Consider the following 12519-nt stretch of genomic DNA (forward strand, 5'->3'; position numbering starts at 1 on the left):
TCCCACAGCCCGCGTGGCCCCCGGGTTGCCCGGCGCGGGGGGGGGGGCGGCCGCCCCCGCCGGCCGCGGCGCCGCCACCGCCGCTCGGCGCGGCGCTCAGGCCGTCCGCAGTGGAGCGAGACGAGGCGCGCAGGCCGTCCGCAGTGGAGCGAGACGAGGCGCGCAGGCCGTCCGCAGCGGGGCAAGAAGAGGCGCGCAGGCCGTGCGCAACGGCGCCCGCCGCGGCGCCCAGGCCGTCCGCAACGCCGCCCGCCGCGGCCCCGCGCGCAACGCCAAGCCGAGCAACCTCCCGGCCCGCCGCGCCGGCGCCCCGCCCGCGCGCACCGGCGGACCGCCTGTGCGTCAGCGCCCGAGCCTGCGGCCCGGCCAGAAGTTCCGCACCAACGACGGCTGGGAGTTCACGGTCGCCGACGACGGCGCGCGCGTGGTCGGGCGCAGCCCCGACTTCCCCGACGCGATCGTCGTCATGGACGAGACCGGCATCCGCATGTACACGCCGGTCAACGGCCGCATGCAGCAGATCTTCCACCGGACGCCGCAGCAGATCGCGTCCGGCCCGCCGATGCGACACACGCTGCGGCAGGTGCTCAACCTGCGCCAGCCGAACAAGTGGCAGGCCGGCGAGGACTACATCGAGGACCTCTACCAGGCCCAGCGCGGCCGGCACTTCCCGGTCCAGACGAACCCGAACGGCGCGCTGCCGGTCACCAAGCCCGGCGGCCGCTACCCGGACAACTACGTTCCGGGCGTCGCGGACGACCTCGCGCTCGAGGTCAAGACGTACGGCCGCTACCGCACGGTCAACGGGCAGACGGTCGAGTTCGAAGTGCCGCTGAGCGGGGAGATCCGCGAGCAGATCGCCAAGGACGTCGCGCTGATGGCGTCCAACCCGCGCTACCGGCCGATCTGGATCTTCCTCGACGCCCCGCCGTCGCGCGAGCTGGTCGACCTGCTCACGAGCAACCGCATCGTGGTCAACATCTTCGGTAGACCTAAGGGATGAGCGACGCCGAGAAGCTCTCCGCCCGGCAGCAGGGCCTCGCGGAGTGGAAGAACGAGAGCGTGCAGTCCCTGATCGACTGGGCGCAGGCCGTGCGCGTCGACGAGCAGGGCATGCTCGAGAACCCGCTCGGCGCGATGGGGCCGGTCGAGGAGCTGCTGCGCGACGAGGACATCTCCACGCTCGGGCGCGAGGACTTCAACTGGCTCGCCGCGAAGCTGCTCGTGTACGTCGCGGCCGTGCTCGCGCAGGCGAACGGCGGGAGCTGGGCCGTCGACGACGACCCGAGCTCCCCGTCCTACACGCGGTACGTGATCCGCAACGACGCGGGCGAGAAGTTCGATCCCGGCCGCGTCGTGATGGGCTACTTCGGCGATCCGCCGGGCCGCAGCCTCGTGCAGCACATCGCGGCCGCCGAAGCCGCCGCCACTACTTGATCCGGAAGGACCGGATCTCGCTCTCGATGTTGCAGTCGTCGGTGCCGTCGCTGCAATCGATCGCGTACGCCTGCCAGTAGTACTTGCCCGGCTTGTTGAGGAAGTGCGAGCTGAGCGCGGGGTAGCGCTCGGTCTTGTGCTGGTAGGTGCCGCCGCGCAGCGTCATCGAGCGCATGTACAGGTCGTCCGAGATCAGACCCTCGGCGTCGACCTTCTTCGACTTGGCGACGCGCACGAACACGCCGGAGGCCGAAGACGCGGAGTCGAGCTTGGCCTTGAACGTGAACGCCTTGCCGCGCGCGAGCGACTTGCCGTTCGAGGGAGCGCTGAGCGTGGGCGCGAACGCGGACTGCGCGGACGCGACCGGGGCGGTGAGGAGCGCCGCGGCGAGGGCGGCGACGAGGATGCGGAAGAAGTGAGTCACGCGGTAACGCTATGCGACCCGAGCACGGCGGACAATCGGGGTCAGACCCTGAAGTTCGGGGCATCGGTCACGCGTCCAGTTCGAACATCCCGCAACAAGTCCGTAACAACCCCCGCGCGGGCGCGCTCGTAGGGTCGGCGGTATGACCAAACGGCGTGCCCTCGCCGCGGTCGTGGGGGCAGCCGTGTTTGCGGCGCCTGCCCCTGCGCTCGCCGCGGTCGACCTGTCCAGCTACGTGCGCGTTGGGCGGTTCGACCTGCCCGAACCGACCCGCACGACCCCGCCCGCCGGCTGCCAGCTCGCGGCCGAGGCTTCGGCCATCACCTACAACGCCGCGACCGACTCGCTGTTCCTCGTCGGTGACGAGAGCACCTGCATCGTGCAGGTGAGCAAGACCGGCCAGCTGATCGACACGATGAACCTCGCGTCGGGCGCGTTCGACGACACCGAGGGCCTCACCGCCATCGGCGGCGGCCAGTTCGTGCTCGCCGAGGAGCGCGCGCGTCAGCTCAACCGCTTCACGTACGCGCCGAACACGACGCTCACGCGCGCGAACGTCCAGAGCGTCAAGCTCGGCACGACGATCGGCAACGAGGGTTTCGAGGGCCTCTCGAGCGACCCGTTCAGCAACGGCTTCGTCGTGGTCAAGGAGGTCAACCCGCAGGGCGTCTTCCAGACGACCGTCGACTGGCTCGCGGGCACGGCCTCCAACGGCAGCCCGACGGCGGAGAACAGCACGAACCTGTTCGATCCGGCGGGCCTGCAGCTGCTCGACATCGCCGACGTCCAGGCCCAGGCCGATGGCCAGCTGCTGATCCTCAGCCAGGAGTCCGGCAAGCTCGTCAACGCGACCCGCACGGGCACGGTCACCAGCTCCCTCAACGTCGGCACCGCCGCCGAGGGCCACGAGGGCGTGACCATCGACGGCACGGGCCGCATCTACGTCGTCAACGAGCTCGGAGGCGGGGCCAACACCCCGCAGCTGTGGGTCTACGCGCCGTCCGGTCAGGGCGGCCCGAACCAGGCGCCGACCGCGGTCACGCTCACCAACCCGGTCACGTCCGTCTCCAGCACGGCGACGCGCGTGAAGGTCGCCGACATCGTCGTCAGCGACGACGCCCAGGGCACCAACACGCTCAGCGTGACCGGCGCGGACGCCGCGGCGTTCGAGATCGACGGCGGCGCGCTGTACCTGAAGGCGGGCACGCCGCTGGACCGCACGAGCTTCAGCGTCGCGGTCGCGGTCGACGACGCCACCGTCGGCACCACGCCGGACGCCACGAGCGCCACGCTCACGGTCTCGGTCTCGGCGATCGCGGTCACCGAGGCCGCGCCGTGGAGCAGCGGCGAGAGCCCCGTCGGCGCCGACTGGTTCGAGGTCACCAACCGCGGCACGACGCCCGTCGACCTGACCGGGTGGAAGGTCGACGACAGCTCCAACAACTTCAACAACGCGCTGGTCCTCAACGGCGTCGGCGTCGTCGCGCCGGGCGAATCGGTGCTGTTCACCGAGGGCACCGCCGCCAAGGCCGCCGAGCTGCGCGCCCACTGGGGCCTGCCGGCCAGCGTCCAGATCGGCTACTACAGCGGCTCGGGCATCGGCCTCTCGACCGACGGCGACGCGGTCAACCTGTTCAACGCGGCCGGCGCGCGCGTCACCGGCTTCAGCTTCGGCGCCTCCACGAACGGCTTCACGTTCGAGAACGTCACCGGCGTCCAGCTGTCGGTCGCCGGCGTCAACGGCGCCTTCACGCGCAACGGCGAGACCGGCTCGCCGGGCACGATCGCGCCCAGGCTCGCCGTCACCGAGGCGTCGCCGTGGAGCTCGGGCAACAGCCCGTACCAGGCGGACTGGTTCGAGGTCACCAACCTCGGCGCCAACGCCGTCAGCCTCGCCGGCTTCAAGGTCGACGACTCCTCCAACGCGTTCGCGTCCGCGATCGCGCTCAACGGCGTGACCACGATCGCCGCGGGTGAGTCGGCCCTGTTCATCGAGGGCACGGCGGCCAAGGCCGAGCAGCTGCGCGCGGCCTGGGGCCTGGCCCCGAGCATCCAGATCGGCTTCTACAGCGGCTCCGGCATCGGCCTCTCCACCGACGGCGACGCCGTGTGGCTGTTCGATCCAACCGGCACGCGCGTCGGCGGCTTCGCGTTCGGCGCGTCCACGATCGGCTTCACGTTCGAGAACGTCAACGGCGTCAAGCTCAGCGCCGCCGGGGTGAACGGCGCGTTCCTCCACAACGGCGAGGTCGGCTCGCCCGGTCGCATCGCCGCGCCGTACTCCGAGGTCAAGACGGACGCGACGATCGTCGCCGAGGTCCCGCCGCAGCTCGGGCTCACGCTCGGCGCTCCCGTCAAGTTCGCACCGTTCATCGCCGGTGTCGCGAACGAGTACACCGCGAGCACGACGCTGAACGTCATCTCGACCGCGGGCGAGGCGACGTTGTCGATGTCCGACCCCGGCCACCTGACCAACGGTGCCTTCCAGCTGGCCCAGCCGCTGCAGGTCACGCTGTCCAAGACGGCCTGGACCGCTCCGGTCTCCAACGACGTCGTCGACGTCGTCGCCAAGCAGGCGGTCGGCAAGAACGACCCGCTGCGCACGGGCAGCTACAGCAAGACGATCACGTTCACGCTGAGCACCACCAACCCGTAGCGATCGCGCATGGCGCCGACGAAGTCGGCTGCCGCGATGATCGCCAACGACGAAGGCCCCGCTGGTCAGGCGGGGCCTCTTCGTCGCATCTTCTGAGCCGGCGTCGTCTGTGGGGCGAGTGCGGTCCTGGGGAGGAACTGGGCGGCTCGCGAAACGACTGGGGAGGAGAGAGAGGAGGTCCTGTTGTCTTCGGCTCGGAGGGTCTTGCTTACAGGCAGAACTCTCCCATTCCGAGGGACCTCGTCCGGTGATGGAGGCTGGCGTCTTGGGGTGTGGTCTGTCGCCCCGCGCGAGGTGGGGGAAACCGCACCCCGTGGGTGCCGGCCTAGCCGCGGGTCCCGGTCGGCCGCGGCTTGCGCGGCGTCGGCGGGTTGGCGGCCGCGCGCTCGCGCCGCTCCGCCGCCTCCTCCTTGAGGCTCTGCTGGTGCGCCGCCTGTTCGGCGCTGCGCTCGGCGGGCGAGGCCGAACGCGGACGAGGCTGCTGAGGCGGGCGCGGCGGGGTCATCGCACGACCTCCGCGCGGCCCTCGGCGAGGCGGCGCGCGGCGGCGCGGACGAGCACGAGGTCGCGCTCACGGGCGGCGAGCGCCGCGCGCTCGGCGGTGATGCCCGTCGCCGTGCTGACCGACTCGCGGCGTGCCGGGGTGGAAAGGTCCTGCTGGGTGCCGGTCGTCATTGCCGGGCCTCCAAACGGTTTGTGCGTGAGCGTTCGGAAGAGTCGCCAGGGGGCGACGACACGGCGCTGAGCACGGGGATGCCGGACCAGCGAACCGCCCGGCTTGTACTCCCTCACCGTAACAGTCGCCGCCGCTCGGCGGCGCCGGTCAGCCGACGTAGGCGATCGTCTGCGGCCCCTCGGGCAGCACGCAGACGGTCGCGGAGTCGCCCTCGGCCGCGATGGTCGCCGCGATGTCGCGCGTCTGCTCCAGGTGCACGGCGCGCAGCTCGTCGTCGGTCAGATGGCCCGTGTGCATGACGAGCCGGGCGTGGTCCTGGATGTTGTACTGGATCTGGACCTGCCACTGGTCGGGCGTGACGTGGTCGGACTGCTTGATCGCCTGCAGGAACTCGCGCGGGGAGGCGTGGCGCTCGAGCAGCTCCCGGTAGGAGCCGTGCCCCGGGAAGCCGTCGCGGCACTCGGCGGCGCAGACGATCAGCCCGCCGGGCTTGACGACCTTCGCCGCGGCGCTCATGCCCTTCACGGCCTGGTAGAGGTTCTGGTCGAGCGGATAGCCGGAATTGCTGGTCACCACGACGTCGAACGGTTGCGGGACGGCCTGCATGGCGAAGCGCCGCGCGGCCTCGCACGCCGCCGCGTGCATCGGCGCCAGCTCTCCCCCGAAGGCCTCGATCACGCGCTGCTCGCGGTTGAGGATGACATCGAACGCGAAGTGCGGCGGGGCGGCACTCGCCGCGGCGCGGATGTCGGCGTGGACGGGATTCTCCTCGATCTCGCCCCAGGTCGCCTTCGGGTCGCCGATGCGCGCCGCGTCGTGCAGCACGAGCACCGTGTCCAGCCCGGCCAGCCCGGGCGTGACGAGCTTCGGCCCGCCGCTGAAGCCGGCGAAGAAGTGCGGCTCGACGAACCCGGTGGTGATCCGCAGGTCGGCCTCGACCCACTCGGTGTTGATCCACACCGGGACGTCGCGGCCGTGCTCGCCCAGGTAGGTCAGCGTCGACTTGTCGCGCGCGTCGTGGTTGACGACCCGCACCCGCTCGACCAGCTCGTCCCCGAGCATCGCGCGGATCTCCTCGTCCGTGTTGCCGCGGTGCGTGCCGGTGGCGACCAGCACCACGACGTCGTCGTCGGGCACGCCCAGCTCGTCGAGCACGGCCGGGATCATCTTGTCGCGCGGCTGCGCGCGCGTGCCGTCGCACATCGAGATCGCGATCTTCATGCCGGGCCGCGCCAGCTCGCGCAGCGGCGGGCCGGCGACGGGCTCACGCAGCGCCGCGCGCAGTACCGCGGCCTCGTCGGGGGCGCCCGCGTGGTACGCGGGCTCGACCACGGTGGTGCGGTCGTCGGGCAGCTCGACCTCGAGCCCGCCGACGCCGTAGGCGAGTCGGACCTTCACCCCCGCCACTCTACGGGAGCGCGCGCAGCACCAGGTCCAGCGCGTCGTCGGCCCAGCCGAGCGTCTCGAGGCCCGAGGTGATGTTCTGCGGCGGCCGCCCGATCAGCGTGTCGCGCCCGATCAGCCAGTCGAAGTCGACGTCGCGCACGGCCACGCCGACGCCGCGCATCACGGTGATCAGCTCCTGCGCGATCAGGCCGTAGGCGACCGTCGTGGGGTGGACGCCGTCGAGCGAGAACAGGCCGCCGGTCGCGCGCCCGCCGTGCCCGTCGCTGGTGAGGAAGCGCGAGGTCACCGGCGGGGTCAGCTTCGCCACCGCGGGCGGCAGCGGATACGGCTCCCACCACTGCGGCCGCGCCGTCTCGTCGTCGATGTAACGGCGGGAGGCGAGCCGGTCGAGCAGCCCCGCCATGTCGAGCAGCAGCCAGTCGCGACCGTCGTGGCGCGCCCGTTCGACGGTGGCCTGGATGCCGTCGTTGAATGCGTCGATGGTGGCGTCGATGGTGCGGGCCTGGTCGCCGGTGATGTGCGGGTCGCGCTCGGGGTCGAACTGGTCGTCGCTGATCCACGGCCGTGTGTAGTAGGCGAAGTAGCGCGAGCCCTTCGCCATCTTGTCGGCGCTGACGCCGCGCGCGATCGGCGCGATCGTGACGTGCGGGACGGTGCACCAGATCACGTGGCGCGCCCGGGTCCCGCGCACCTGCTCCTCCAGCACCGCCAGCTCCGCGCGGAAGTGCTCGGGCCGCCAGAGCGTGTACTTGCCCTTGGCGCGCAGGTCGGCGTAGTCGTCACCGCTCCAGGCGACCTTGAGGCTGGTCACCGTCCCGAGCGCGTTGTTGGCGCCGAGGAAGACGACGAGCGTCTCGATCCCGCCGTCCTCGCCGAGCGCCCGCGCAGCGTCGAGCAGCGTCATGGTGCGGCGCTCCGGCGGCCAGTGCGGATACACGTGCAGCGCGGCGCGCTCGCTGTCGCGGTCCACCTTGGACAGGACCCACGCGTCCTGCGCGGGCTCCTGCAGCCGGTCCAGGCAACGCTGCGCCGTCATGCTCAGCGCGTCCCGCAGGTCCCAGCCGTAGACGGCCAACGCGTGGTTGATCGCCGCGACCTTCGGCGGCACGCTGCCGGCACCGCGCTCCCAGTAGTCCTCCAGCTCGTCCATCCAGCGCCACGCCGTGTACAGCGCGCGCGGCGCCTCCCACGCGGCGATCGACTCGCCTGCGACCCGCTCGAGCTCGCGCAGCAGGTACTCGATGTTGAACGGCAACCCGCCGGGACCGCCGTAGCGCGGGTAGCGATACCGGTCGTAGGTGCCGAGCGCGCGGGCGATGATCGCCGGGTAGGCGAGGTCGGTGTTGAACACCGCGCCGCTCTGCACGCCGTGGGTGAGCGAGTCGCCGAGCGCGACGATGCGGTGCTTTGTCGTCCCGTCGCGGGCCGGCGTGACGGGGACGTTGAGGTCCGGCTCGAACACGGGGATGCGGGCCATCGCCTACTTGTAACCGAATCCGCTTGACTCTCCACCAGGTGGAGACCTGAGCATGTCCGCATGACCGCCCTGCTGAGCATCGGAGAGCTTTCCGCGCGCACCGGACTGCCCGTCCGGACGATCCGGTTCTACTCCGACGCCGGCGTGGTGCCCGAGGCCGACCGCACCGAAGCCGGCTATCGCCTGTACGGCGAGGACGCGCTGGTGCGGCTCGGGCTGGTGCGGACCCTGCGCGACCTGGGGATCGATCTCGCGACGATCCGCCGGGTGCTGGAGCGCGAGGTCAGCGTGCCGGACGTCGCGGCGGCGCACGCCGTCGCGCTCGGTGCGCAGATCCGCGTCCTGCGCGTGCAGAAGGCCGTGCTGGAGGCGGTCGCACGACACGGAAGCGACCCACAGGAGCTACAGCGCATGCACAAGCTGGCGAAATTGAGCGACGACGAGCGCAAGCGGATCGTCGCGAACTTCCTTGACACGGCGTTCGAGGGGTTAGACATGGACCCGGAGTTCGTCGCGCGGATGAAGTCCGGGCTGCCGGAGTTGCCCGAGGAGCCGTCGCCCGAGCAGGTGGACGCGTGGATCGAGCTCGCCGAGCTCGTGCAGGACCCCGCGTTCGCGGCGAGCGTCCGGCGCATGTCCGAGCAACACGCGGCGGCGCGCGCGAGCGGCGAGCCGATGCAGCCCGACGCCGGCTGGCAGCGGGCCGCGGAGCTCGTGAGCGAGCGGGCGGGCGCGGCGCTCGCCGCCGGCGTGGACCCGGCTTCGGACGAGGCGGCGCGCATCGTCTCCGAGCTCGAGTCGGCCTTTCCGGGCGAGCACACGCGCGCCGAGCTCGCCGACCGGATCGCGACCGGCACCGACCCCCAGGCCGAGCGCTATTGGCAGCTGCTGGCGATCATCAACGGCTGGCCGCCCGTGCCGACGACCGTGCCGGCGTGGGAGTGGTTCATCGCCGCGCTGCGCGCGTGATCAGCGCACGTCGACGAGGCCGTCGTAGAGGCGGATGTCGTCGACGCGGCCGGTGAACCCGCCGACGCGCCACTCGTCCGTGCCGGGCCTCGCGGTGCGCTTGGCGGAGACGAGCCGGCCGTTGCGGTACGTACGCAGCGTCCTGCCGTCGAACGTCATCGCCACGCGCGTCCAGCGGTTGCGCGGCACGGTCAGAGCGCGGGTCGTGAGCCGGAACGCCGAGCCGCGCTTGAGGATCGTGCCGGAGCGCTGGGCGTAGACGCGCGCCGTGAGCGTGAACGCGGCGTCCGTGCGCGGGCCGCGCAGGATGAAGCCCATGCGGGTGTTCTTGAGCCGCAGCGACTTAATCCACAGGCCGACGAGCCTCGGACCGGCCGGCGGCACGTCGACGCTGGGCGGCGGCAACGGCGCGGGGTTGAGCTGGGGCGGCGCGGGCGGGTCGACCGTCGGCGTCGCGGTCGGTTCCGGCGTGGGCGTGGGCGCGGGAGGCGTCGGTTCGGGGTCCGGCGCCGTGTCCGGCCACGCCCCGCCGGACACGTGCCCGTCCGGCTGCCAGCTGCCGGTGAGCCACGTGGCGGGGAACGCGCTGAAGCTCGCGTGCTGGGCCGCCCGCGAGGCGGCCGCGCGGTCGGCCCAGGCCAGCGTCCCGGCCGAGTCCGGCGGGTTGTGCAGGGCCAGCCAGTAGGAGCGGCCGGTCACGATCGGCACGCCCGCGGGCAGATAGGCGGTGTTCCAGGCCCCCGCGACCGGCCGCTCGATCGACCCCGAGCCGAGCAGCGCGCCCGGCGCGCCGGTGCGGTCCGAGTAGAGGCCGAGCATCATCCGCGACGCGCGGCTGGACTGGTCCAGCCAGACGCGCAGCGAGTTCGCGGTGCCGGTGACGGCTCCCGTCATCTGGAAGATCGAGCCGCGCCCGGGCTGGGCCGTGCCGACGTGGCTGCCGACGAGCTCGGTGCCCGCGAGGCTGGTCCGCGGCGGGCGCGTGAAGCGCGCCGTGATGGTCGTGGCGCCGGACTGCGGCGCGGTGACCCGGCCGTCCGGGCTCGAGCCGGCCCAGCCGGCGAAGGTCCACTCGCCGTCCTCGAACACCTGCTGCGGCGCGGCGCCCACGTCGTTGAGCGAGCGCGCGAGCACCGTGCGCGTGAAGGGGGTGAGCAGCGTCTCGCTTCCGAGCGACGCGAGCAGCCCGGCCGGCTCGCTCGTCACGGTGAGATCCGCGGTCTTCGGCATCAGCGTGACCGTCTCGGTCGTGCGCAGGCCGGAGCTGTCGACGGCGGTCACCGTCAACTCGAGGTGTGACGGGTACTCGTGGTCGGGCGCGACGAAGCTGCCGGACGCGACCCCGGCGTAGTCCTGCACCGGGTGCGTGTGGCAGCTGGCGGCATCCAGGCGCGAGCAGTGACGCAGTCGCAGCGACCACGTCAGCGACGAGGCCGGCAGCGTCACGCCCGCGCTCGACCGCGCGGAGCCGCTGAAGCGGACCGTGTCGCCGACCGCCCATGGGGTGGTGGGCACGTCGAGCGTGAGCGTCGGCGGCGCGCCGATCGTGATCGCCTGCGAGGCGGTGCCGGTCAGCCCGCGCGGGTCGGTCACGCGCAGGCGCACGGTCACGACGCCGGGCGAGCGGTAGGTGAACGAGGGCCGCGCGGCCGTCGAGTCGTCGTACTGGTTGTCGCCGTCCAGGTCCCAGGCGTAGGCGAGCGTCTGACGATCGGGGTCGGTCGACCCGCTGCCGTCGAAGTCGACCTTCAGCGGCACGACGCCCGCCGTCGGCGTCGCCGAGATCCGCGCGGTCGGTGCCACGTTGTCGGCCTGGATGCGCTTGATCGAGCCGCCCAGCAGGTCGGCGTAGTAGAGCGCGCCGTCGGGGCCCTGCGTGAGCCACACCGGCCCGTCGGCGTTGGACGCGAACGTGCGCCGCGTGCTCATGTCCGGCAGGCCGTCCGTCCCGCGCAGCGCGACCCAGATGCACCGGCGTGAGTAGTCGCTGAAGAAGAGCGCGTCGCGGTACTCGGCGCCGAGCGTGGTGCCCGTGTAGAAGGTCAGCCCGGAGATCGACGACGAGCCGCTCGGGCACTTCTCGCCCGCGACGACCTTCTCGGCGTGGCCGTACGCGTAGTACGGCGCGGTGTGCGCGCCGGCGCCCTGACCGTAGAGCGTCTTGCACGAGCCGTTGTTGAGGGTCTCGTAGGACGTGCGCGCGCCGCCCTCGTAGCACGGCCAGCCGTAGTTGCGGACCTGCGCGAGGTTCTGCGTGCGGTTGATCTCCTCGTGCGTGTTCCAGCCGACGTCGCCGGACCAGACCTCGCTCGTGCCGGGCCGGAACGCGATCCGGAACGGGTTGCGCAGGCCGTAGGCGATGATGCGGCGCCGCTCGGGGTTGGCGTCGGAGATCGCCGGGTTGCCCGCGGACGCCGCGCCCGTGTCCGGGTTCACGCGCAGGATCGAGCCGTCGAGCGAGACCTTCTGCCCGGCCGGGCGGCGGAACGCCTGCGAGCGTAGCGCCCCGCCCTGCGAGGCCGCCCTGTCCGGCGCGCCGGGGTCGCCACAGGGGTTGACGGGGTTGCCGTCCTGCCCGTAGTCGGCCCAGTTGAACGACGCGCCGTCACCGGAGGACACGTACAGCTGGCCGTCGGGCCCGAACTCGATCGAACCCGTGGAGTGCGACGGGTACTGCTGGCACCAGTCCTCGATCAGCACCGTCTCGGTGCCGTCCGGCGCCAGGCGCGAGAGCCGGCCGCTGATCACGCAGCCGTCGTCGGTCGCGCCGGGCGGCGAGTCGCATTTGTCGCCCCAGCGTGGCTGCAAGGTGCTGTTGGGCGCCTTGTCGTACGCGTAGAGCACGTACACGTACGGGCGCGAGCTCGTGAACTGCGGGTCGAGCGCCATGCCCAGCAGCCCGCGGTCCCAGAAGTCGTGCACCTTGTTGCGCAGGTCGGCGTACGGCTGCGGCGACGTGTCCGACAGGTTGTCGAACACGTTGATGATCCCGCTCTTGCTCGCGATGAACACGCGCCCGTCCGGGGCGAACCGGATCACCGTCGGATTGCCGAGATTGCTCCAGGCCGTCGTCTGCGTGAGCCCGCTCGGCAGCACGGGGGTCGCCGACGCCGACGCGGCGCCGGCAAAGGCGCCCAGGACGACGAGCAATCCGACCAGCCTCCGCATGCCCGGAAGCTAGTGCTCTTTCGACGCTTTCTCGCGTGGATATTCGTCCATCCGGCGTGCCTAGCCGTGCCGGCGCGCGCCTCGGCGACCGTGACGGAACAGCAGGTGCGCCGCGAGCAGCACGGAGAACGTGCCGCACAGCGGCCAGGCGAGCTCTGGCTGGCCGGTGACGAAGTAGCCGATCGCGTAGACCGCGGCGAGCCCGCCGCCGATGATGAGGACGAGCAGGCTCATCCCGACCGCGAAGTCCCACAACGGCGTGGTCGAGACGTCGGCGTACGGATCTGAGTGATCCCGGGGCACGG

General features: G+C 72.0%; 11 protein-coding genes. 4 read left to right on the forward strand and 7 right to left on the reverse strand.

What is annotated here, in order from left to right; genetic code table 11:
* Positions 1–202: 202 nt before the first annotated feature.
* On the forward strand, positions 203–1003 hold the full coding sequence (locus OJ962_RS24290) for a hypothetical protein (protein WP_270006666.1): 801 nt from the start codon (positions 203–205) through the stop codon (positions 1001–1003).
* Positions 1000–1437 carry a hypothetical protein gene (locus OJ962_RS24295; protein WP_202958236.1) on the forward strand — a complete coding sequence of 146 codons (438 nt, stop codon included), beginning with the start codon at positions 1000–1002 and terminating at the stop codon, positions 1435–1437. The genes OJ962_RS24290 and OJ962_RS24295 overlap by 4 nt, the downstream gene beginning before the upstream one ends.
* On the opposite strand, the gene OJ962_RS24300 is transcribed toward OJ962_RS24295, so the two are convergent.
* On the reverse strand, positions 1430–1861 hold the full coding sequence (locus OJ962_RS24300; protein ID WP_202958237.1) for a hypothetical protein: 432 nt from the start codon (positions 1859–1861) through the stop codon (positions 1430–1432). The genes OJ962_RS24295 and OJ962_RS24300 overlap by 8 nt on opposite strands.
* A 142-nt stretch (positions 1862–2003) precedes the next feature.
* Here OJ962_RS24300 and OJ962_RS24305 point away from each other — a divergent pair, with 142 nt between their 5' ends.
* Positions 2004–4517: an SdiA-regulated domain-containing protein gene (locus tag OJ962_RS24305; protein ID WP_202958238.1), complete on the forward strand. Its 2514-nt coding sequence runs from the start codon at positions 2004–2006 to the stop codon at positions 4515–4517.
* A gap of 325 nt (positions 4518–4842) precedes the next feature.
* On the opposite strand, the gene OJ962_RS24310 is transcribed toward OJ962_RS24305, so the two are convergent.
* The 4 genes from OJ962_RS24310 to OJ962_RS24325 all read right to left on the reverse strand — a co-directional run bounded on the left by OJ962_RS24310 (position 4843) and on the right by OJ962_RS24325 (position 8077).
* On the reverse strand, positions 4843–5022 hold the full coding sequence (locus OJ962_RS24310) for a hypothetical protein (RefSeq protein WP_202958239.1): 180 nt from the start codon (positions 5020–5022) through the stop codon (positions 4843–4845).
* On the reverse strand, positions 5019–5192 hold the full coding sequence (locus tag OJ962_RS24315) for a hypothetical protein (protein WP_202958240.1): 174 nt from the start codon (positions 5190–5192) through the stop codon (positions 5019–5021). The genes OJ962_RS24310 and OJ962_RS24315 overlap by 4 nt, the downstream gene beginning before the upstream one ends.
* A gap of 148 nt (positions 5193–5340) precedes the next feature.
* The gene (gene larA / locus OJ962_RS24320; protein WP_407697539.1) at positions 5341–6600 is read right to left on the reverse strand and encodes a nickel-dependent lactate racemase; all 1260 of its coding nucleotides are present in this window, start codon (positions 6598–6600) and stop codon (positions 5341–5343) included.
* Position 6601: 1 nt separating this feature from the next.
* Complete coding sequence (locus OJ962_RS24325; protein WP_202958242.1) at positions 6602–8077, reverse strand: hypothetical protein; 1476 nt, start codon at positions 8075–8077, stop codon at positions 6602–6604.
* Between the two features lie 60 nt (positions 8078–8137).
* Here OJ962_RS24325 and OJ962_RS24330 point away from each other — a divergent pair, with 60 nt between their 5' ends.
* The gene (locus OJ962_RS24330) at positions 8138–9046 is read left to right on the forward strand and encodes a MerR family transcriptional regulator (RefSeq protein ID WP_202958243.1); all 909 of its coding nucleotides are present in this window, start codon (positions 8138–8140) and stop codon (positions 9044–9046) included.
* On the opposite strand, the gene OJ962_RS24335 is transcribed toward OJ962_RS24330, so the two are convergent.
* Positions 9047–12214, reverse strand: a complete 3168-nt coding sequence (locus OJ962_RS24335; RefSeq protein WP_202958244.1) for a PQQ-dependent sugar dehydrogenase — start codon at positions 12212–12214, stop codon at positions 9047–9049.
* Positions 12215–12274: 60 nt separating this feature from the next.
* Entirely contained in the window at positions 12275–12517 is a 243-nt protein-coding gene (locus OJ962_RS24340) for a hypothetical protein (RefSeq protein WP_202958245.1), read from the reverse strand.
* Positions 12518–12519 lie beyond the last annotated feature (2 nt).

Origin of the sequence: Solirubrobacter deserti, from assembly GCF_027587175.1 — a bacterium.
Taxonomy (GTDB): Bacteria; Actinomycetota; Thermoleophilia; order Solirubrobacterales; family Solirubrobacteraceae; genus Solirubrobacter; species Solirubrobacter deserti.